The 21,000-nt window shown below is 67.9% G+C and carries 17 protein-coding genes; 8 read left to right on the top strand and 9 right to left on the bottom strand.

What is annotated here, in order from left to right; translation table 11 throughout:
• A complete protein-coding gene (locus KEG38_RS21040; RefSeq protein ID WP_272421528.1) occupies window positions 1–909 on the bottom strand; it encodes a hypothetical protein in 909 nt (302 codons plus the stop codon).
• A 61-nt stretch (window positions 910–970) separates the two neighbouring features.
• On the opposite strand from KEG38_RS21040, the gene KEG38_RS21035 reads away from it, so the two are divergent.
• The 5 genes from KEG38_RS21035 to KEG38_RS21015 all read left to right on the top strand — a co-directional run bounded on the left by KEG38_RS21035 (window position 971) and on the right by KEG38_RS21015 (window position 6,780).
• On the top strand, window positions 971–2,605 hold the full coding sequence (locus KEG38_RS21035; RefSeq protein WP_272421527.1) for a DUF1592 domain-containing protein: 1,635 nt from the start codon (window positions 971–973) through the stop codon (window positions 2,603–2,605).
• A complete protein-coding gene (locus tag KEG38_RS21030) occupies window positions 2,602–3,960 on the top strand; it encodes a DUF1552 domain-containing protein (RefSeq protein WP_272421526.1) in 1,359 nt (452 codons plus the stop codon). The genes KEG38_RS21035 and KEG38_RS21030 overlap by 4 nt, the downstream gene beginning before the upstream one ends.
• A gap of 161 nt (window positions 3,961–4,121) precedes the next feature.
• Entirely contained in the window at window positions 4,122–5,234 is a 1,113-nt protein-coding gene (ald, locus tag KEG38_RS21025; protein WP_272421525.1) for an alanine dehydrogenase, read from the top strand.
• A 127-nt stretch (window positions 5,235–5,361) separates the two neighbouring features.
• Window positions 5,362–6,441 carry an isocitrate/isopropylmalate dehydrogenase family protein gene (locus tag KEG38_RS21020; protein ID WP_272421524.1) on the top strand — a complete coding sequence of 360 codons (1,080 nt, stop codon included), beginning with the start codon at window positions 5,362–5,364 and terminating at the stop codon, window positions 6,439–6,441.
• A 6-nt stretch (window positions 6,442–6,447) separates the two neighbouring features.
• Window positions 6,448–6,780 carry an antibiotic biosynthesis monooxygenase gene (locus tag KEG38_RS21015; protein ID WP_272421523.1) on the top strand — a complete coding sequence of 111 codons (333 nt, stop codon included), beginning with the start codon at window positions 6,448–6,450 and terminating at the stop codon, window positions 6,778–6,780.
• Between the two features lie 6 nt (window positions 6,781–6,786).
• Here the strand turns inward: KEG38_RS21015 and KEG38_RS21010 are convergent, their stop codons facing one another.
• From KEG38_RS21010 to KEG38_RS20985, 6 genes are all read right to left on the bottom strand, one after another.
• Window positions 6,787–7,824, bottom strand: a complete 1,038-nt coding sequence (locus KEG38_RS21010; protein WP_272421522.1) for a trypsin-like serine peptidase — start codon at window positions 7,822–7,824, stop codon at window positions 6,787–6,789.
• Window positions 7,825–7,844: 20 nt separating this feature from the next.
• On the bottom strand, window positions 7,845–8,942 hold the full coding sequence (locus KEG38_RS21005; protein ID WP_272421521.1) for an SAVED domain-containing protein: 1,098 nt from the start codon (window positions 8,940–8,942) through the stop codon (window positions 7,845–7,847).
• Window positions 8,935–9,840: an ATP-binding protein gene (locus tag KEG38_RS21000; RefSeq protein ID WP_272421520.1), complete on the bottom strand. Its 906-nt coding sequence runs from the start codon at window positions 9,838–9,840 to the stop codon at window positions 8,935–8,937. Before KEG38_RS21000 ends, KEG38_RS21005 begins: the two co-directional genes overlap by 8 nt.
• Window positions 9,837–10,331, bottom strand: coding sequence for an HORMA-1 domain-containing protein (locus KEG38_RS20995; protein ID WP_272421519.1), 495 nt, complete (start codon window positions 10,329–10,331; stop codon window positions 9,837–9,839). Before KEG38_RS20995 ends, KEG38_RS21000 begins: the two co-directional genes overlap by 4 nt.
• Window positions 10,328–11,359, bottom strand: a complete 1,032-nt coding sequence (locus KEG38_RS20990; RefSeq protein ID WP_272421518.1) for a CBASS oligonucleotide cyclase — start codon at window positions 11,357–11,359, stop codon at window positions 10,328–10,330. Before KEG38_RS20990 ends, KEG38_RS20995 begins: the two co-directional genes overlap by 4 nt.
• A gap of 117 nt (window positions 11,360–11,476) precedes the next feature.
• Window positions 11,477–12,415, bottom strand: coding sequence for an FHA domain-containing protein (locus KEG38_RS20985; protein ID WP_272421517.1), 939 nt, complete (start codon window positions 12,413–12,415; stop codon window positions 11,477–11,479).
• Window positions 12,416–12,453: 38 nt separating this feature from the next.
• Here KEG38_RS20985 and KEG38_RS20980 point away from each other — a divergent pair, with 38 nt between their 5' ends.
• The gene (locus tag KEG38_RS20980) at window positions 12,454–15,039 is read left to right on the top strand and encodes a bifunctional serine/threonine-protein kinase/formylglycine-generating enzyme family protein (protein WP_272421516.1); all 2,586 of its coding nucleotides are present in this window, start codon (window positions 12,454–12,456) and stop codon (window positions 15,037–15,039) included.
• Here the strand turns inward: KEG38_RS20980 and KEG38_RS20975 are convergent.
• Window positions 15,029–15,670, bottom strand: coding sequence for a hypothetical protein (locus KEG38_RS20975; protein ID WP_272421515.1), 642 nt, complete (start codon window positions 15,668–15,670; stop codon window positions 15,029–15,031). The two genes, KEG38_RS20980 and KEG38_RS20975, sit on opposite strands and share 11 nt — an antisense overlap.
• A 216-nt stretch (window positions 15,671–15,886) precedes the next feature.
• On the opposite strand from KEG38_RS20975, the gene KEG38_RS20970 reads away from it, so the two are divergent.
• Entirely contained in the window at window positions 15,887–16,480 is a 594-nt protein-coding gene (locus tag KEG38_RS20970; protein WP_272421514.1) for a Uma2 family endonuclease, read from the top strand.
• A gap of 4 nt (window positions 16,481–16,484) precedes the next feature.
• On the opposite strand, the gene KEG38_RS20965 is transcribed toward KEG38_RS20970, so the two are convergent.
• The gene (locus KEG38_RS20965; protein ID WP_272421513.1) at window positions 16,485–17,120 is read right to left on the bottom strand and encodes a Uma2 family endonuclease; all 636 of its coding nucleotides are present in this window, start codon (window positions 17,118–17,120) and stop codon (window positions 16,485–16,487) included.
• Between the two features lie 185 nt (window positions 17,121–17,305).
• On the opposite strand from KEG38_RS20965, the gene KEG38_RS20960 reads away from it, so the two are divergent.
• Complete coding sequence (locus KEG38_RS20960; protein WP_272421512.1) at window positions 17,306–20,812, top strand: response regulator; 3,507 nt, start codon at window positions 17,306–17,308, stop codon at window positions 20,810–20,812.
• Window positions 20,813–21,000 lie beyond the last annotated feature (188 nt).

Genomic DNA, 21,000 nt, shown 5'->3' with positions numbered 1-21,000 from the left:
TCAGGGCATACAAATCCGCACGCTCGACCCATAAAGCCCCGCCTCTCCATCCACCATCACGCGATACACCTGCTCGCTCGTCCCTGCCGGGCACGAGCATCCCCCGGTCCACGGATTCCCCACGCGGCACGTCGGTTCCACGTCGTCCACCTGGAATGCGCCCCCGAACGTGCGCAGCGGCGCATCCTTGTTGCCGCACAGCACCAGCACGCTTCCGCCCTCCACGCCGTTGCACGGCAGCCGGATGATGGAACGCAGCCCGATCGCCTCGTCGAATCCCGCGGGGCACGCGCACGCCCCGCCCGCCATCGGGTTTCCCACGCGGCAACGCGCCGTCGAGCCGCACCAGCCGTCGAAATCGTCGACCTGGTACGCTCCGCCGAAATCGCTGTCCGGCGCGAGCGTGGGCGTCACGCAAAGCCGCAGCGTCGTCGCCGATCGCATCGGCACGCCGGGGCAGTCGCTTTGCACCGCAAGCGGGAGCTCGGACGCCGGGCTCGGGCAGCCGCATCCGCCGGTTTGAGCGTTTGCCGTGCGACACCCCGGGCATTCCGATGGGAAGGATTCGAACGCGCCGTAGAGGGGCAAGCAATCGGCCGGGTTCGCCACGAGCGTGCCATTGCAGTCGTAGGCGCACGTTCCGGCCACGCATTGGCCGCCGGGTCCACACGTGTTGTTGCACGCGCCGCAATGGGAGGCGTTGCTTTCGAGGTGCACGCATTTGCCATCGCACGTGGTCTCGGTCGAGAAGCAGCCGTGCCCGCCTTCGTTCGATCCTCCGGCGCCGCTTGCCCCCGCGCCACTTCCCCCCGCGCCGCCCTCGCCGCCGCTCCCACCCCCCGAGCAGCCCGCGAGGAGCAGTGCAAAAACAAGATTCGAGGCGGAGTGGAAAATTCGCAGCGTCGACACGGGCCGATCCTATCACGATATTGCTTGTGACGACTCCCTGGACTCTTGTAACCTCGAAAGCATGCGACAGGGGTATGCGCCTTTGCTGTGCGCGCTCGTGGGCCTCGCGAGTTGCGTGGGCATCATCGGGAACACGGACGACGAAAAGGCCGCCGCCGCGGCATTCGCGCCCGCCGAGCCGACGCTCCATCGCCTCACACGCCCGCAGATCCGGAACGCCTGGCTCGATCTCTTCGGCAATCCGCTCACGATGCCCGCGGACCTGCCGGTCGACGACGTGCTCTACGGCTTCTCGTCGATCTCCGCCGCGCGCAGCACCATCGCCCCCGTCGACGCCGAGAAATACGAGAAGGCGACGTACGAGGTGCTCGATCAAATCTTCGCCGATCCGGCGCGGCGCGACACGGTCGTCGGTTGCCCCGTGACGGCCGTCGGTGAGCCGTGCGTCAAGGATTTCATCGCCTCGTTCACCACGCGCGCCTGGCGCAGGCCCGCGTCCGAGGAGGAGGTCACTTCGCTCCAGGTGCTCTCGGCGAATGTCGCGACCGACCTCGAAGACGAAGCGCAGGGCCTCAAGTACGCGCTCGCGGCGGTCTTGTTGTCGCCGCATTTCCTGTTCCGCGTCGAGGTCGGCGAGCCGGCCCAGGATGGGTATCGATACACGAGCTGGGAGATGGCGACCCGCCTGTCGTTCCTCCTGCTCGACGCGCCCCCCGACGATACGCTTCGCGAGGCGGCCCGGCGCGGCGAACTCGCGACGGCCGAAGGCGTGCGGGCGCAGGCGTCGCGCCTGCTCGATGATCCACGCGCGCGCGGGACCCTGACGCGGTTTTTCCGCGACTTCATGAACATCGGCAAGCTCGACGCGCTCGACAAGCAACCGGAGAAATTCCCGCAGCTCTCGGCCACGCTCGGGCCGTCGATGCGCGTCGAGATGGAGCGCATGTTCGAGAACATCGTTTTCGAAAAAGAGGGCGATTTCCGCGATATGTTCACGACGCGCGACACGTACGTGAACGAGGATCTGGCGCGGGTGTATGGCATCGAGGGCATCACGGGGCCGGAATGGACGCCCGTCACGTTGCCCGACGATGGGCGACGCGCGGGCATTCTGACGACGCCCGGGTTCCTCGCGCTCAATGCGCACAAGACGCAGACGTCGCCGACCCATCGCGGGCGGTTCGTTCGGCTCAACCTGTTCTGCCAGGACATCCCGCCGCCGCCGCCGGGGATCAGCACGACGCTGCCCGAGCCCGAGCCGGGCAAACCGACGACGCTGCGGCAGCGGCTCGACGAGCACCGGACAAATCCGGAATGCGCAGGCTGCCACGAGCGGATGGATCCGATCGGATTCGCCTTCGAGAAGTACGACGCGATCGGCGCGTATCGCGAGACCGACGAGAATGGCCTGACGGTCGATTCGAGCGCGGTCGTCGACGGCCATTCCGTGGCGGGGCCGATCGACATGGCCGAGCTCGTCGCGTCGCTCCCGGAAGTCGGCGCCTGCATCGCGCGGCGGTTTTACGAGCACGCCGGCGCGCATCTCGCCGGCAAGGGGGACAAGGGCAGCGTCGAGGAGCTCGTCGCCGATTTCGTGGCGAGCGATTACCGGTTCAAGGACCTCGTCCTCGCCCTCGTGACCAACGACGGATATCGCTACGCCAGCAAGCCCTCGCAGGAAGAGGTGAAGCCGTGAGCCGCAAGATCGAACGCCCCTCTCGCCGCCTGTTCCTGCGCGGAATGCTCGGAGGCGCCGCCGTCGCCGTCGGCCTGCCGATCTTCGAGATGATGCTGAACGATAACGGTGACGCCTTCGCCAACGGCGAGGACATCCCGACCCGCTTCGGCCTCTGGTTCTTCGGCAACGGCGTCCACCTGCCCTCCTGGACCCCGCCGACGATCGGGCCCGATTGGACCGTGCCCGACGATTACGCCCTCGTCCCGCTGCTCCCGTACAAGGACTACGTCAGCGTGATCAGCGGGCTCTCCGTGAAGTCGCCGCGGCACCCGCATCATTCGGGAATGTCCGCCGTCTGCTCGGGCGGACCGCACCTCAAGATCGACGACGTGCGCGACACGATCGTGTCGACGATGAAGTACCCGAGCATCGATCAGGTGGCCGCACAATACTTCCAGTCGCTCGCCCCGAGCCCATACAAATCGCTCGAAGCCGCGGTGACGCGTTTCCGCGGCACCGACGAGGGCACGAGCTTCCAGCACCTCTCGCACAACGGCAGCAAGAGCGGCGAGACGAACGTGAATCCGTCGGAAGAATCGCCGCACGCGTTCTTCGAGCGCCTGTTCAACAAGGGCGCGGGCTCGCCACAAGTCGACCGCGCGCGGGCGAGCGTGCTCGACGCCGTGAGCGGGCAGATCAAGACGCTCCAGGGCCGTCTCGGCGCCAAGGACAAACAGCGCCTCGAACAGCATCTCACGAGCATCTCGGAGATCGAGTCGCGGCTGAACGTGCCCATCGGCGAGTGCAACAAACCCGACGATCCGGGCGGGTTCCCCGATCTCGCCTCGAACGAGCAGATCGCCGAGAAAAACAAGGCGATGACCGACCTCATGGCCCTCGCGCTCTCGTGCGGGCTCACGCGGTCGTTCTCGATCCTGTACTCGACCTGCGGCTCGGGCGCGGTGTTCTGGATGGTCGGCGCGACCGACGGGCAGCATTACATGAACCACACCGAGCCCGCGCCCTACACGAAACAAAAGGACGCGGTGCGGTTCACCATGGGCCAGCTCGCGTATTTCCTCGATCGGCTGAAGAACACGCCCGACGCGACCGGCAACCTGCTCGATCACAGCTCGATCTTCGTCTGCACCGAGCACACCGAGGGCTGGACCCACTCGCAGGACGACCTGCCCATGCTCCTCTGCGGCAAGGGCGGCGGCCGATTGCGCGGCAACTACCATTACCGTCAGGATGGCGGGAATGCGAGCCGCGCGCTCATGACCGCGCTGCGCGGAGCCGGGCTTCCGCTCACGGAGTTCGGTTACGAGGAAGGGTACGTGAAGGATCCGATCGTGGAGCTCGAAGCGTCGTGATCTGACGCGGCGCTTCCGCGCACCGCGCTAAATCCCTGGAAAGTCGCCACGACCGCCGCATCGCGTCGTTTGCGGAACTGGCTCCACGTGCCGTTCCTTCTGCTATGGTCGCGCGCGCCCATCGCGGCGCCCAAGCGTCGACCAAGTCGGGAGGAAGCATCGTGCTCATCGGAGTTCCGAAGGAGATCAAGACCAGGGAGTATCGCGTCGGGATGACCCCGGCGGGCGTTCGCGCCTTCGTGGGCCGCGGGCACAAGGTACTCGTGCAGCAGGGCGCCGGCGAAGGCAGCGGCATCAAGGACGAGGCCTACGTGCGCGCAGGCGCGACGATGGTGCCGACGGCCGCCGACGCCTGGAGCGCCGAGATGGTCGTGAAGGTGAAGGAGCCGCTCCCCGCCGAGTACGGGTTCTTCCGGAAAGACCTCATCATCTACACGTACCTGCACCTCGCCGCCGAGCCCGAGCTCACGAAGAAGCTCGCCCAGACGGGCGTCGCGGGCGTGGCGTACGAGACGATCGAGCTGCCGGACGGGTCGCTCCCGCTGCTGCGGCCGATGAGCGAGGTCGCCGGCCGCATGGCCGTGCAGGTGGGCGCGGCGTGCTTGCAGAAGGAGCACGGCGGCAAGGGCATCCTGCTCGGCGGCGTGCCCGGCACGCGGCGCGGGCGCGTGGTGATCCTCGGCGGCGGCGTCGTCGGCAAGAACGCCGCGACGATCGCGGTCGGCATGGGCGCGCAGGTGACCGTGCTCGACGTGCGCGGCCAGACGATGGAGTACCTCGAGGACGTGTTCGGCGGGGCGATCGAGACGCTCTACTCGAACGCGGACAACATCGAGGCGTGCGTGTCGCGCGCGGACCTCGTGATCGGCGCGGTGCTCGTGACGGGCGCGAAGGCGCCGAAGCTCGTGACCGAGAAGCTCATCTCCGAGATGGAGACGGGCAGCGTGGTGGTCGACGTGGCCGTGGATCAGGGCGGCTGCATCGAGACGTGCCGGCCGACGACGCACGACAACCCCACCTACGAGGTGCACGGCGTCGTGCACTACTGCGTGGCGAACATGCCGGGCGCGGTGAGCCACACGAGCACGTGGGCGCTGACGAACACGACGCTGCAGTACGGCCTCGCGATCGCGGACAAGGGCGTGGCGGCGGCGGCGCGCGCGGATCGCGCGGTGCTGCTCGGCGTGAACACGTTCGGCGGCGCGGTGACGTACGGGCCGGTCGCGCAGGCGCACAACCTCGAGTACGTGCCGGTGGAGCGCGCGCTCGGCTGATCGGAAGCCGAGCGCATCGCGCGGAAGATCGCGAAGCGATCTTCCCTCGGGGGGGTGAATGGGCCGGGCTTCGCCTGGACGAGAGGGGGACGCGAGGCGTCCCCCTCGGGACGAGAAAGGGAGAGCCGTGGGATCGCAGCGCAAGAAGATCGCCATCATCGGGGGAGACGGGATCGGGCCGAGCGTCACGCACGAGGCGAAGCTCCTGCTCGAGATCTACCGAGACAAGGCGGGCTTGCCGCTCGATCTCTGGGAGCTCGACCTGGGCGCCGATCGCTACCTGCGCGACGGCGTGACGTTCCCGAAGGAGATCCAGATCGCGGTGCAGCGCGAGTGCGCCGCGGTCCTTCTCGGCGCGCTGGGAGACCCGCGCGTGCCCGGTCTGGAGCACGCGCGGGACATCCTCTTCGGCATGCGCTTCGGCTTCGACCTCTACGCGAACGTGCGGCCCGTGAAGGCGCTGTCCGATCGCCTGGTGCCGCTCAAGGGTCGAGGCGCGAAGGACGTGGACATGGTGGTGTTCCGCGAGAACACCGAGGGTGTCTACGTCGGCATGGGCGGTCAGTTCAAGCGCGGCACGCCGGACGAGGTCGCGATCAACGAGGACCTCAACACGCGCAAGGGCGTCGAGCGGATCGTGCGCGCGGCGTTCGAGTTCGCCAAGCGCACGGGCAAGAAGCGCGTGTGCATGGCGGACAAGTCGAACGCGATGCGCCACGCGCACGAGCTCTGGCTGCGCGTGTTCGACGAGGTGCGGCGCGAGTATCCGGAGATCGAGTCGCGGCACCTCTACGTGGACGCGCTCTGCCTGCTCATGATCCAGGACCCGTCGCAGTTCGAGGTGCTCGTCATGAACAACCTCTTCGGCGACATCGTGACCGACCTCGGCGCAGCGCTGCAAGGCGGCCTCGGGATGGCGGCGAGCGCGAACGTGCACGCGTCCGACCCGACGCGCGTGGCGATGTTCGAGCCGGTGCACGGCTCGGCGCCGCCGCTCGCGGGCAAGGACATCGCGAACCCGTTCGCGGCGATCCTGACGGTGGGCATGATGCTCACGCACCTGGGATGGCCGGACGAGGAGACGCGGATCGAGCGGGTGGTTGCGGCGGCGATCGAGGAGAAGGCCTGCACCGTGGACGTGGGCGGGACGCTCGGCACACGCGCGGCGGCGGCGTGGGTGCGGGAGCGGGTGGCGAAGGAGCTGTAGGGCAGGATGAGCGGTCCCGGGCCGGGATTCGTGGTGCTGTATCGGTGGAGGCTTCATCCCGGGAGGGAGGAGGCGTTCATCGAGGCATGGTCGCGGATCACGGCGCATTACCGGGAGAAGGGCTCGTTCGGGTCGCGGCTGCACCGTGGATCGGACGGGCTCTTCTACGGATACGCGCACTGGCCGAGCGACGCGGCGAGGCAGAAGGCGTTCGCGGAGGCGGAAGATCCGGCCGACGCGGAGCAGATGCGGAGCGCGGTGGCAGAGCGGTTTCCGGAGATCCGGCTGGAGTCCGTGGCGGATTATTTGGTGCTGCCGGGGGCGGGGTCGAGAGAGTGAAGGACGTCACGGCTGGGCGCGCGGATCGAGGATGCCGCGGGCCGTGAGCGCTTCGACGACTCGATCGATGCGGATGCCTTCGTTCTTGTAGAGGGGTCCCTTGGTTGGATCGCCCTTGATGCCCTGCGCGTGCAAGGCGACCACTTGCCAGAGCTCGTTGCAAACGGGCGAGCCGGAGGAGCCGGGCAGGGTGTCCGTGAGGTATTGGACCCGGGATTGATCGACGTGCACGACCTCGTTGTGTACGAGCCCGATTTTCTTCAGCTGACCCCCGGGATGCTGGACGATGTAGACGAAATCGCCGCGCGTCACGGGTTTGGATGGATGAACGTTCAGCGGCTTGTAGGTGTCCTTGAAGGGTTTCTTCGGCTTGAGGATGGCCCAATCGTCGGCTTCTTCGCCCTGGATGGTCGAGACGTCGCCTTCGTATTTGTCGACGACGAGGGGTCGGCCTGAAGCGTCAAGCTCGAAGTTGAACCAGATGTCGACTTCCTTCATCGGCCGACCGCTCGCGTAAAGCACATGATGGTTCGTCAAGATCGTATTCGGAGCGATCAGGAAGCCTGAGCCGAACGCGGAATGGTCGTCTTGGCTCGTCGTGCTGAGTCGTACGACCGAGGGTGCGATTCGCAGGCCCTCGTGGAAGAAAGACATTTCCAGGAAGGTCGGCTGCTTCCCGGTGATGACCTCCTGTCCGCTCCACACGATGCGCGCGTTTGCCGGGGGGGCGGCTTCTATGGGTGCCGGATGCGGGCCGAGGAGGCGATCGAGCCGGCGGTGGTAGGCGGTGATCGAGCGGTCATTTCTGGCATTCTGCGCGAGCTTTCGCGTGTGGCCTTCGGCCGCGGCAGCTTCGAGCGCCTCCTTCCAGATGTCGCGTGGCGACTGCTTGAAATTGATGCGGTGCCTGTCAATGCCGGATCGGTCGATCATGCTGCGATCCGTGCCATAGGCGCGAACCAGGATCTCGTAGAGCTCGACGGCTTCGGGTTTACTCCAGTCGTATTCGGCGCCGTCGAGGAAATGGGCTGAGGGCTTGGTCATTGGGGGGTCTCCATCTAGGTTCAAGGGGTGCCGCTCGCGAGTCGTTTGATCTCTCGATGATGGGCGGTGATGTCCGGATCCTCGAGGGCATGTTGCACGAGCGCGCGGAGGCGACTGCCGCGCGCAGCCACCTCGAGCGCTGCTTTCCAATAGTCCCGCGGCGTGTGGTTGACGTTGAGGTGGGACCGATCGACCCCGCTGCGCGCCAGGATCAGATCAGCCATCGGCGCCCCACCGTAGGCCTTCACCATCGTCACGAAAAAATCGACCGCGGTGGCCTTTTTCCAATCGTATTCTGCGTCGTCGAGGAACGGCTCTTCGCGCAAGCCGTCGTCCGCGAGCACGATTGCTCGCTGATAGCGCGGCGACTTCTTCACGGCATACTGATAAGTCACCACGCCCCGATACATGGTGGGGTTGATCAGCGTCCCGAGCCTGAATGCGAGGCCCACCGGAACGGCGGTGAAAAGGTGGATCGCCGTGCGGTTGGGGAAGAGCGCTCGGAGGCGCGCGATCCCGAGGTTGAACGCCTCGACCACCTCGGCCAGGGTGCCACCCGTCTCCAGGGCGTCGGGGTGAGGCTCGACGAGTGCAATATCGAGATCGAAAAGGCTCCGCGGAACGATCTCGGCCGTCTCTTCGGGCGAGATCCGGGCCGACGTGGAGACGCGGATCACGATCGGGCCCTTGTCCGTGGACCCGTGCTCCGGGAGTTGCATCGGCTTGAGCGCGCTCCGCTTCGGGGATGGTTTGTCCGGAGTGTTGACCCACTTCGACTTGGAATGGTTGAGCTGGTAGAGGTCGATCTCGAATCGATTTTCGACCAGGTACCCCAGATGAATCGCGAGTGGGATCGGAGCGAACCCGAAGTAGGCAAACCCTTTTCGCCCTGCGAGCTGGGGTTTCAGGGTCTCGTCGAAGAGCCGCTCCTGCTCGGCCTGTAGGGCCGACCAGTCGAGCTCGTAGGAATCCCCGAGCGTCGCGCGAATCGGCGCAACTTCTGCGGAGTCCCACCCGGCCGCGCTCTGCGACCTCGGAAGGGTCCTCTTGATCTCCTCGGGCCCGATGGCGCCAAGCACGGGTTGCGTAACGACGAGGAGGCGATTGGGATCAGGCATCGGTACGTTCCTCTCGGGTCACGAGCGGGGATGGTTCGATATGTACGAGCGCTTCCAGGAGCACGGCCGCTCCAAACGGACAATCGCAACGCCAAGCCTGTCGCAGGGCCGATCGCCCGAGGCGCATGGTGAGGTCGGAAAAGCTGAACGGTACGCCTCGGCGTGCGCTCGTCGCTTCCACGAGCGTTTCGAGCTCATCCTCCGTCGCCCGTGTCCCCATGAGCAGCCGCTCCAGAAGGGCGCGTCGCTGCGTGGCATTTGGTCGGCCAAACCGGAGATGCAACGACGCGCGCCGCATGACGGCGGGATCCAGCGCGCTCGACCGATTCGTGATCAAGAGGACGGCGAGCGGGGTCCTCTCGCGTCCGATCGCGTCGACCTCCTTGATCAGGGCATTCACGCCTGCCCGGTCCTCGTGGTGCGCATGCATCTGGTCGCGGGCGGTCGCGAGGTCGTCCGCCTCGTCGATGACCAAGAGCCCGCATCCAACGTGCTTGGCTCTCGCGCGCGCCTGGCTGAATGCATCGGTGATCCGTGTGGAGAGTTCGCCCACGAGCCCGTGACCGCGAATGTCCGACGGCGTCTCCATGGCGATGACCTTCCGATCGAGCTCCCGCGCGAGCGGCGTCCCGACGGACGTGGCCAAGGCCGTTTTTCCGCAGCCGACATCGCCGGAGAGGAGGATCAGCGGTGAGCCCCAACCGAACGTGCCGACACCGGGCAAACCTTTCGGGTGGTGCGTCTTTTGCCATTTCTCCACCCGCGCCGCATCGAGCCACAACGAGAGCTCGTCGAGCAATTGCTCCTTGTACCCGTCGATGCCCATCAACGCGTCGTACCGGGCTGCGGCGTCCTTGGACGGGTGGGAAACCTCGGACAGTCGAAGGCTCGTCGTCACAGATCACCCACCTTGCTGCGCACAAACCCGAAGCCGTCCCTGGAGAATGCTCGATCCTGGCTGGTGTTCCCCTGGACGAGGCTTCCGCCGGAACCCCACCCGCGCTCCCTCAACCAGGCGAGCACCTTGTCGAGGTTTGGCGCATCACCTCGATAAGAGACGCACAAGATGACGCGCGTGTTCCGGGGCAAACCGTAGAGATCGAATCCGCCGCCCTTGGAGCCTTCCGGCACCGTTCCGTCGTCTCGAACCTCGTAGTGCAACGCCCGGTCCTTTCTTCCGTCCGGCAGCATGAACTGGAGCTGGAAGCTGTTGACCACGTTGTGCAGCACGGCGAAGCTCAGCTCGTCGAACCATTCCTTGATGGTCTCGCGCGCGACGAAGCCCGCGTTTGCCACTTGCATGAAATCCTCGAGGACGTTGTGCAGGACCGCGCGGGCCCGCGCCTCGGTGAACGTGCTGGCGTGCGAGGCGGTATAGCTCTTGATCACGGCGCCTCCCCATGGTCCTTGATGGCATTGCCGAAGAGCGCGACGAGCTCCTCCCGGACCGCCGTGTCGTCGCCGGCCAGGTCCGCCGCGATGACCCGCGCCATTCCGTCGCGGGCCTCCTCGAACCATTCGGCGAGCTCCTGGAGCTTGATGTTCGTCCAGGAGGCGGGGACGACGTTGTTTTCCGGATTGACCGGATCGAGCACGGTCCAGAGGCCGCTGCTCGGAGTGAGCGCCGGGTTCCTGAAGTCGCTGAAATCCACCCGCTTCCGCTGGCGAACGATGTGCGCAATCCGCCCGAACCAGCGGCTCAACGTCTCCGTGTACGTCTCGTCGACGCTGTGCTCGTCGAAGGCCTTGGCGCACAGCAAATCGATGAGCATCGTCGGCACCTCGTCGAGGACGTCGCTCTGCGACTGGCGGAGCTCGCGCCACCATTTGACGAGGCGCACGCCCTCGTTGAACTTGACGCGGCCGTCGAGGAGGTTGCTCGCCGCGGTGCGCATCGTGACGAAGTCGATGTGCTTCTGGACCGACGTGAGCCTGCGCTCCCCGTCGCCGCGCAGGAGCACCTGCGCCTCGTCGTCCCCGTCGACGGCGAGCATGGGAACGATGTCGTACGACAGGCTATTGCTCTTGAAATCGAGGCAAATCGAGCTCTTCGTCGTGCTCCGCCGCGTGTTCGGGTAAATGGCCTTCGCGTACCGCTCGAACTTGTCGAGGAGGGTATGAATGCCCTCCCCCTCCTTGGTTTGCGGGGAGACGACGAACGGCAAGTCGACGTCCTGCCCCTCGACCTCGTGGTTGCCACGCATGTGGCGCCGGAGCCCCGTTTTCTTGGCGAAAGAGCCGGACCACGGCGTGGAGCGCACGACGAGGCCGTCTTCGACTGCCTTTGCCTTGATGCGCTTTCGAATGTCCTCCGCCTGCGTCCGGATCGCATCCGCGGTCGCCTCCTCCGGCTTGATCCAATCCACGAAATGCGTGAGCGCGCGATGCGACGCGCTCTTGGTGCTGAGCTTACCCATCGGTCCCTCCAGGGCCACGACATCGTCGAATCACGACGTATCGGGGAGGCGAGGATAAGAGGGACGCACCCGTCCGCAAGGACGGAGGGTATTTCACTCTATTTCAACGCGGGCTGCCTACGACTCGAGGACCTCGACGCGCGAGGTGCCGATGCGGAGCTCCCGCCGCCTGCGCTCCACGATACCCGCCGGCCGCTCCACGCCCACCTTGCCGAACGCCTTGCGCACGCGGCAGATGGTCGTGTTGAGGACCTTCTCGTCGACGTGGAGGTCTCGCGTCAGGGCCTCGAGGTCGTACCAGCCTTGCTCTTCGTCCGGCAGCGCCCCTGCCGCGGCGTCCTTCAGGCGCTCGCGAGCGAGCTGCAGGAGCGCGTCGAACACCGTACGCTCTCCCAGCGACATGACCTCATCGCCGTGGACAATGTCGACGGACACGTGCTCCTGGTTTCGGCTCACATGAAACCGGAGCGACAGCGTGTTCAGGGTGAGCGACGTTCGCGCCTTGTAGGTTCCAGCGACCGGGGATGTCGGCGGGACCAAGAGCTCCCAGGTTTCCCCCGCGACGGTGATCTGCTCCGCGTCCCTCGCTGGACGTCGCGATCCTTCGATTGTCTCGACGAACCAATGCCCCTCGGAATCCTCGACGATCGAGAGAACGACGTTCGCCGCGTCCGGAAGCACGAGCTGCCCGTCCTCCGCCGCCCGCACGTCGGCCGTGCTCGTCGAGCGCGCGAGGACCACGGGCCCGCGGCCGTCGACGAGCTCCCACTGTTCGGCGTCGGCGCCGAATCGAAGGACGTTCCCCTGGGAGAGGATTTCCCGCTCCTTGGGACGAAGCGCTTCTCCGTCGACGAACGTGCCGTTCGTGCTGCCCAGGTCACGCGCTTCCCAGCGGCTCCCGTTCCACGAAATGGACGCGTGGTTATGCGACGCCGCGGGATCGGCGAGATGCAACGTGCAACGCGGCCCGCGGCCCACGATCGAGTCCGCGGCCAGGACCACAGTTCTTCCGGAGGATGCGTGCTTGAGAACCCCCATCTGACGGCTGGAAGCCATGCCGTTCTTTCGTTACCGTGTCAACCTCGGAAGTGGCCATGCGCGAAGAGCTTCGTTTCATCGCGGACAAGTATGGATTTGGCGAGGACGCGCTCCACGAGCTCGAACGGCTCTTCGACGGCGTGCTCCCCCGCGTGCCCACACACCGCGTCGATGTTCGTGGAGCCGAACACGCCGTCTCAGCGCCGCTCGCGCGAAATGATTACAGGGAGCGATACGAGGACATCGGTCCGATTGGCCAGGGCGGGTTCAGCGAGGTGCGCGAGGTCTGGGATCGCCACGTCGGCCGGCGGGTCGCGCTCAAGGTGCAGTCGCCGTCGCGAAGCCTGCCGGAGGACTGCGAGCGCTTCCGACAAGAGGTCCGGATCACGGCACGGCTCCAGCATCCCGGTGTCGTCCCGATTTACGATTGGGGCGAGCTGCCCGATGGTCGGATCTGGTTCACCATGAAGCGGGTGCGCGGCGAGACGATCGGCCATCGCATCGCGAAGCTTCACCGCCTGCGAGGCGCCGAATTCTTCCAAGCATTGCGGCGCCTGCTCGATGACTTCCGCCGGCTCTGCGAACCCGTGGCCTACGCCCATGCGACGGACATCATTCACCGAGACATCAGTCCGCAAAACCTCATGGTCGGCGACCTCGGGGAAGTGCACGTCATGGATTGGGGCCTCGCGCGGGATCTCTCCCGCGTCGAGTCGCCCGGGGCGCATGCTGCATCGGGAGTTCGGCGGTCCGATCCTTCGGAGGGAAGCGTGCGCACACGCGTCGCCGGGACCCCTTTTTACATGCCGCCGGAACAAGCGCACGGCGAGATCGCGGCCATGGGGTCGGCGAGTGACGTGTATGCCCTCGGCGCTGTCCTTTACGAGATCCTGAGCGGCCGCCCGCCGTATGCGTCTCGACCGGGAGCGCCCGAAATGCCGGAGAGGATCGTCGAGCGTGTACGCAAGGAGCCGCCCTCGCCCATCGAGGACGTCGCTGTCCCGGAGGCCCCGAAGGAGCTGTATTCGTTATGCCGCAAGGCGATGGAGCGCGTGCCATCGAGCCGTTTCCCCGATGCTGGCGCGCTCATGACCACGGTCCGCGATTGGCTCGACGGCGCCGACCGACAGGCGCGCGCCCGTCGTATCGTGGCGGACGCCCACCACGCGCACCGAGCGAGGATCGAGCGCATGCGCGATGACGCGAACAGACTCCGGGCCCGAGCCCGGGAGATCCTCGACCGCCTGCGGCCGTTCGACCGTGTCCAGGAGAAGGCTGCGGGCTGGCAGCTCGAAGACGAAGCGGCCGCCATCGAGCGGGATGTCTTGCGCGAGGAGATCAACTGGACGCAGAAGCTCCGGTCGGCGCTCAACGAAGCGCCGGACCTCGAAGAAGCGCACGCCGCGCTCGCCGCGCATTACGCGGACAACTTGCGTCGGGCCGAGGCCGACCATGATCGCCCCGCCGTGACGAGCTTTGCCGCGCTGCTCGAAGACCACGCGGCCAAACTGTCGTCCGACGAACGCGCGCGATACGAGGCGCTGCTCCAGGGCGATGGGCGGCTCACGCTGGTCACCGATCCACCCCTCGTGCGGGCCGTCATCAAGCCGTACGAGCCCGTGAGCCGTTATCTCGTCGCGAGCGAGGAGAACGCTTACATCGCGACCACTCCTCTCCGCGAGCTGCGCCTACCATGCGGCAGTTACCTCGTGCGACTCTCGGCTCCTGGCTATCGCGACGTCGCCTATCCCGTGGCCATCGGCCGTGGTGAGCATTGGGACGGTGTTCGTCCGGGAGGCACTGAGGCGCATCCGATCCGCCTTCTGCGGGAAGACGACCTCGGGCCCGAGGACGTCTACTTACCGCCGGGGTGGTTCGTCGTCGGCGGAGACCCTCACGCAGGAGAAAGCATGTCCCGGCGGCGCGTGTGGGCGGACGGGTTCGTCATCCGGAGGCATCCGGTCACGAACGGCGAGTACGTCGCGTTCTTGAACGATCTGGTCGAGGAAGGGCTCGTGGATCTGGCGGAGCGGCATTGTCCGCGCCGATCACCGGGCGCAGCGTTCAATGGCGACGCGCAGCTGGCGTACACGCGCGACCCGCGCACCGGGCGCTACGTGCTCGAGGACCCCGAGGCCGAGCTCGCGCGGCCAGTCGTATGCGTCGACTGGTATTCGGCGAACGCGTACGCCGCGCACCACGCGCGCCGGACGGGTCTCGGCTGGCGGCTGCCGAGCGAGCTGGAATGGGAAAAGGCGGCGCGGGGCGTGGACGGTCGATTCATGCCGTGGGGCGATCAGATCGAGCCGACGTGGGCGTGCGTGTCGGGCAGCCACGCCGAGCGAAAGCACGTCATGGCGGTGCATAGCTATCCGATGGACGTGAGTCCATACGGGGTTCGGGGCACCGCAGGCAATGTCCGCGACTGGTGTATCGAGCCCTGGAGCCTCGACGGCCCGCGCGTCGAGGGAGACATCTTGCAGATCGAGCCCACGACGGAGGACGACACCGACCGCGCGGTGAGGGGTGGGGCTTGGATCTCGTCGGGAGACATGATGCGGCTCTCGGTGCGTTATGCCGAGCGTCCGACGAGGCGACACGGCGTTCTCGGTTTTCGCCTCGCGAGGAGCATCAGGGGTTGAGGCCCAGCGAGGGACCGATCCCGAAGGTCGTGGAGTAATGCCAGGCGCAACCGCCGATGTCGTTCGGGTCGAGGCTCGGCGCGCCGCGCTCGTCTTTCACGAGCACGAATTCCAACACGTCGGGGATTACCGCGAAGGCTGCACCGGCGCTCCACGTCTTGTACCACGTGACCCGCTCCAGTATCCCTCGCGCGTCCTGCTCGATGAGGACGCCCATCATCTTGGTGCTGTCGTCGGGGTCGACGGCTTTGTAAAGGCGGCTGCGGGCGCCGGAGGGAGTGTAAATCCCGCGGCAGAAGCTCACGACCTGGGGTATCTCCAGCGGCGTCGACATCACGCCGAGCATCCCGTCGATAGCCTGCTCGGTCTCCTCGATGCGACTCGAGCGTAGGGTGAACGACGAGACGTCATCCACGAAAATCGCGATATTGCCGCCATGGTATTCGCGATAGGAGGCGTATTGCGCGGTCGCGCGATCGTTCATCACGACAATCCGCAGGAGGTCGCCGCGGCCGTCGTTCGTTTCGAAGCGAACGCCGCGTACGATTTTGACATCAACAGGGAATTGCTCCCATATCTTGGTTTCGCCATCGCCTCGGGGCGCGTGGCCGTCGCTGGGAAGCTCGGGCATGCTTGAGTGTCCTTGACAGGGAAGGGAAATGCTGCGCGCTGGCCGGAACCTCGCAGCACGCGTGGGCGATCGCGTATCGCCCGCGCTCGGAAGGTACGACATGACCAACCGTGAGACGATTTCAGTCTATTTCATCGTGAAGCTGCTCCACCGCCGGCAGCGACGAGGACACACGCAGGTCTCTGGCAGGTCCCGAGGCATGGGGTAAAGTGAGGCATGGGGCACCCGGCGGAGAAGCTGCATCCGGCAACGTACGCGGACCTCGAGGCGGTCCCGCCGCATCAGGTCGCCGAGCTGATCCAGGGCACGCTCTACGTGTTCCCTCGGCCTGCGCCGAGGCATGCGTCGGCACACTCGTCGCTCGGCATGCAGCTTGGTCCTCCGTTCCGGTTTGGCGACGGCGGTCCCGGCGGATGGTGGATCCTCGACGAACCCGAGCTGCACCTCGGCGGCGACACGCTCGTCCCCGACCTTGCCGGCTGGCGTGTCGAGCGGATGCCTGAGCTACCCGAGACGCCGTACTTCCCGCTCGCGCCCGACTGGGTCTGCGAGGTGGCGAGCCCCTCCACGGCGGCGATCGACCGGGCGAAAAAGATGCCGGTGTACGCCCGCGAGGGCGTGCAGCACCTCTGGATCGTGGACCCGATCGAGCGGCTGCTCGAAGTCTTCGCCCTCACCCCCGAGGGGTGGCTCCTGCGCGGCGTGCACCACGACGACGCCAAGGTCCGCGCCGTGCCCTTCGATGCGATCGAGCTTGACCTTTCCAAGCTTTGGAACAAGCCCGCGCCGCCGGCGGGCTCGTCGACGTAGCACCTCAGCTCGCGCCACGCTCCGTGCTTGGCTCGCTCTCCTCGCTGCCCTCGGCCGCAGCCTCGTCGGCCTCTCTCCAGAGGTTCGCGAGATCGAGCTCCAGCCCTTCACACCCAGGCACGGCCACGCGCTCGGTGGAGGCTTGGAGCGCGATCGTGTACCGCCCATCCGCGCCGAGCTCCAGCACCTCGAGGAGCCGCACCTCGGGGTCGAGGAGCCAGTACCAGCGCACGCCGAAGCGCGCGTAGTCGCCGAGCTTCTCGACGCGATCACGACGCACGTCACGCGCTTGCCGGGAGATCACCTCCACGACGAGGAGTGGAGCAACCCGCGAGAGGGAGGCTTGCCAGTTCACCTTCGAGCGAGGCGCGTACACCGTCACGTCGGGCTTGCGACCGCGACGCGGGGACACGCCGAGCTTGTGCGAGGAGCCGAGCACCCGCCCGCTGCGAGGAGCTGCCCAGTTCCCGAGGACACGGATCAACCAGCCCACGATGAGCTCGTGCAGATTCGTCGGCACCTCTTCCTCCACCAGCGCGCCGTCGACGAGCTCGCCCGGCTCGTCCTCGTCCATGTCGGCCCACTGCTCGAGCGTCATCGGTTCCGGCCAAAGCACCTCTGCCATCGCGATCGCCACCATGCGACGCAGCATACCTCGGCGTGTGAGATGCGGCTTCACAAACCCTATGTCGCCAAGAGGGGGCTTCTGGTTGCGTAAAATCGACCGCGGATCGCGACCGAACCCCCCGCATGCATCGCCACAAATTGGAGCTGCCGCGCCGACCCGTGATACGGCCCGAACCGATGGGCGCGCAAGCTACCGCGTTGGACCGAAATGAAGGCGGCCGTCCCGAGGCCATGGGCGTCATCACGCTCGAGGGCATCGCACCGCCCGTAGCGCCAGAGCGGCGTGCCGAGGCGCCCAAGGACCCTCGCCCGGCGTCGTCTCCCGAGCGTCTCGGCGGCGTCCGGGCCGATTTCGTGGCCACCCTCGGCCGACGGGTCGTCGAGCTCCGCACCGCCGTCACCAAGCTCGCCGAAGAACCCGCGTCCCCCGCGCGTCGTGATGATCTGCGCCGCCGCGTGCACGCCCTCGCCGCCGCCGCGAGGCTCCTGCGCTTCAACAAGCTCGCCGAGGAGCTCAAGAGCGGCGAAGCGCTCGTCGATCGCGTCGCCGAGCGCGGTAAGCTCACGGACGACGAGTGGAAGGCGCTGCGAAGTTTGCTCGATCGCCTGCCCGAGCTCGCGTGGGGCGAGGCCTCGCTGGGCGTGCCCGAACGGGAAGCCGCGCCAAAGTCGGCGAACAGCGGCCCGCGCACGTTGCCCTCGGCCGAACGGTCCGCCGACAAGCCCGCGAGCGCGGCCGCGCAGGGCATCCCGCAGACCGTGCTGTTCGTCGGGCCCGAGAAGCTCGCCGAGGCCCTCGCGAAGGATCACGCCGAGGGAGCTCCCTCGTTCTTCGAGGTCGAGCGCACCGACGATCTCGTCGCCGCGCCCGATCTCGCGCGCGCGCTCGCGCCCGACGTCATCGTCATCGACGCGGACAAGCATGGCGCGCGGGAGCTCATCGCCTCGCTCCTCGCCGATCCTCTCATCGAAGGGGTCCCGCTCCTTTTGCTCGGGCGCTTCTCCCGGCCCGACGACGCCGCGCTCTACGCGGCGCTCGGCGTCACGCGGACCTTGCCGAAGCCCGTCTCGCCCGAGGCCCTGCGGAAAGCCTGCGCCGAGGTGATCGCGGCCCAGGTGCGTCGCGACATCGCCCGCGCGCCGATCGGTGAGGTCACGCTGGACGATCTCGGCGCGCGCCTCGCCGAAGAACTACGTCGAGGCCTCTGCGACGCGGCGGACGCGCGCGCTCGCAGCACGCGGGTCGAGCTTGGGGAGGGCAGCCAGGTGCTCGCCGCGCTCTGGGGTGCGGTCGCGCGGATCCGCGACCTCGTCACGATCGAGTCGCAAGGCAAGGTGCGGTTCGCGCCGAGCGGGCCGGAAGGGGCGCTCCCGTTTGCGCCGTGGCTCGGTGGTCCCGAGCAGGCAGGTCAGGCGACGCGCGTGCGGGCGCTCGGTGAAGCCCGCGGCGCGCGCGTGCCCACGCTCGATCGGCTCCGCGTGGTCGTGGCCGATGACGACGCCGCCGTCACCTGGTTCCTCGCCGGCGTCCTTCGCGCCGCGGGGGCCACGGTGTACGAGGCCCACGATGGCGAGCGCGCCTTCGAGCTCGCGTGCGAGGTCTCGCCCGACCTCGTGGTCAGCGACATCATCATGCCGGGCCTCGACGGCTTCGCGCTTTGCCGCGCGCTCAAGCGTGACTTCGCGCTCCGTGACGTCCCCGTCGTGCTCCTCTCCTGGAAAGAGGACCTCCTCCAGCGCGTGCGCGAGCTCGGCGCCGGCGCCGACGGCTACCTCCGCAAGGAGGCCAGCGCCGCGGCGATCGTGCAGCGCCTCCGCGAGATCCTGCGGCCGCGCCTGCGCGTCGCCGAACGCCTCGCGCAAGGCGGCGAGGTCCGCGGCCGCCTCGACGGCCTCACGCCCCGCACGTTGCTCGCGCTCGCGTGCGCCCATCGGCCCGCCTCCACGCTCACCGTGCGCGACGCCCTCTACCTCTACGAGGTCGAGATCCGCGACGGCCGCCCCGTGCGGGCCACGCGCACCACGGCCGATGGCTCCTTCGAGCGGGGTCCGGGTGTGCTCGCGCGTCTCCTCGGTCTCGGCGCGGGCCGCTTCGTGGTCGCGCCCGTCGACGAGGACGTCGCGCGCCTCTCGGGAGCACGCCCTGACCTCGAAGGCTCCCTCGCCGAGCAGCTCGTCGCGCCGATCGCCTCGGCCCGCGCTGCACAACGCCTCCTCTCGGGCGCCTCGCTCATGACCGTCGAGCGCGTGGAGATCGACCTCGACCTCCTCGGACCGGCCGAGCATGCGACCCCCGAGCCCTTGCGCTCGCTCCTGCGCTCGATCGCGTCTGGCGCCTCGCCCCGCGCGCTCGTCGCTTCCGGCAAGGCCGCCGCGCACCTCGTCGAGGACGTCCTCTGCGACGCGGCCGCGCACGGCGCGATCACCGCCGTCGTCGGCGAGGCCGGCGCGGATCTGCTCACGCCCGCCGTGCACCGCGAGTCCGAGCGGCTCCGCGGCGTGCGCCGTCCGCCGCCTCCGGCGCTCATCCCCGCGCTCGCCGACATCCTGCCCGAGCCTGCGCCGAGTACGCCCGAGCCCATCTCCGCGATCATCGATCGCTCGGCCACGCCCGGCCCGGTCCTCGCCCGCGAGGAGCCCTCGCTTTCCCCGTCGATCCTCACGCTCCAGCCGGACGAGGTCTTGTCGGTCGAGGTCGGATCGGTCCTCGACTTCGCGCACATGCCTGCCGAGGAGCGGACGCTCGACGTGCGGCGGCCGGTGGTGGACGTGAAGCAGCCGTCGCCCACGCCGGGCCCGGTGGCTCCGCGGAAGGCGATCGAGCGCCTGTCCATCCCCGTCCTCACGCCCGCGCCGATGGCCGTCGCCGCGCCTGCGCCCGTGCCCGTGCCCGTGCCCGTGCCCGTCGCCGCGCCCGCTGCCGCGCCCGCTGCCGCGCCCGCCCCCGCCGCGCCGGTGGCCGCTTCCGCCCCCGCGCCCGCCCCTGCGCCCGCCCCGCGTGCCACGGCGGCGCGGCCGATCCCGACCTCTCTCGGCACCCTCGTCCCTCCGCCGGTCGAGGATCTCCCGCCGCCCCCGCGTGGCTCCTTGCCTTCGGCCCACGCGCCTGCCGCTCGCACGCTCGATCCCGACGTCGAGAGCCGCCCGAGCCGCTTCCGCCGCAACGAGAAGGTCAGCCGTGATTCGGCGCCGCCCTCTCGCCGCGAGGGCAGCTCACGCACCCGCGTCAGCGCCTGGATCCTCTTCGCCGTCGCCGGCACCGTCTTCGCTGTCGGCAGCCGCCTCGCGCACCAGCGCGTCGCCCCCGCGCCCGCGCCCGCCGCGCTCCCCGCCCCGACCGTCACGGCCGACCCGCCCGCGCCCGCCCCCGCGCCCGAGCCCGAGCCTGCCGCGGCGACCCCCCACGACCGCCGCGAGGGCGACACCGCCGACTTCCCGGTCATGCCCCAGGACCTCCCCCTCCGCGCCGAGGACAAGGTCCCCGCGGGTCAGGGCCTGCTCGAAGTGATCGTCGGGCCCAGTGATTCGATTTACGTCGACGGCCAGCTCGTCGGAACCGGCCCCGTCGTCCAGGCGAAGCTAGCCCCCAAGAAGGACCCGTACGAGATCCGCGTCCGCCTCCGCGGCGAGGAGCGCGTCCGGTTCGCCCTCGTCAAGGAAGGGCGCTTGACGCGCCTGCGCATCGCGCCGCCCTGGTCGCGTTGATTTCCACACCCCGGTGCCGCTCCGCTTTCCAGCACGGCAACTCGCGAAGCCGTTCCGTAACTTGCGCCTCGCCTTCGCGGCGATCGCGAAGGACTTTCGTTCCCGTTTTGGCGACATCGCGGCGGTCGCGAAGGACTTTCGTTCCCGTTTTGGCGACATCGCAGCGGTCGCGGAGCTCTTTCGTTCCC

It is taken from the genome of Polyangium jinanense (assembly GCF_028435265.1).
GTDB lineage: Bacteria > Myxococcota_A > Polyangia > Polyangiales > Polyangiaceae > Polyangium > Polyangium jinanense.
This window is presented reverse-complemented; position numbering and strand designations above follow the sequence as displayed.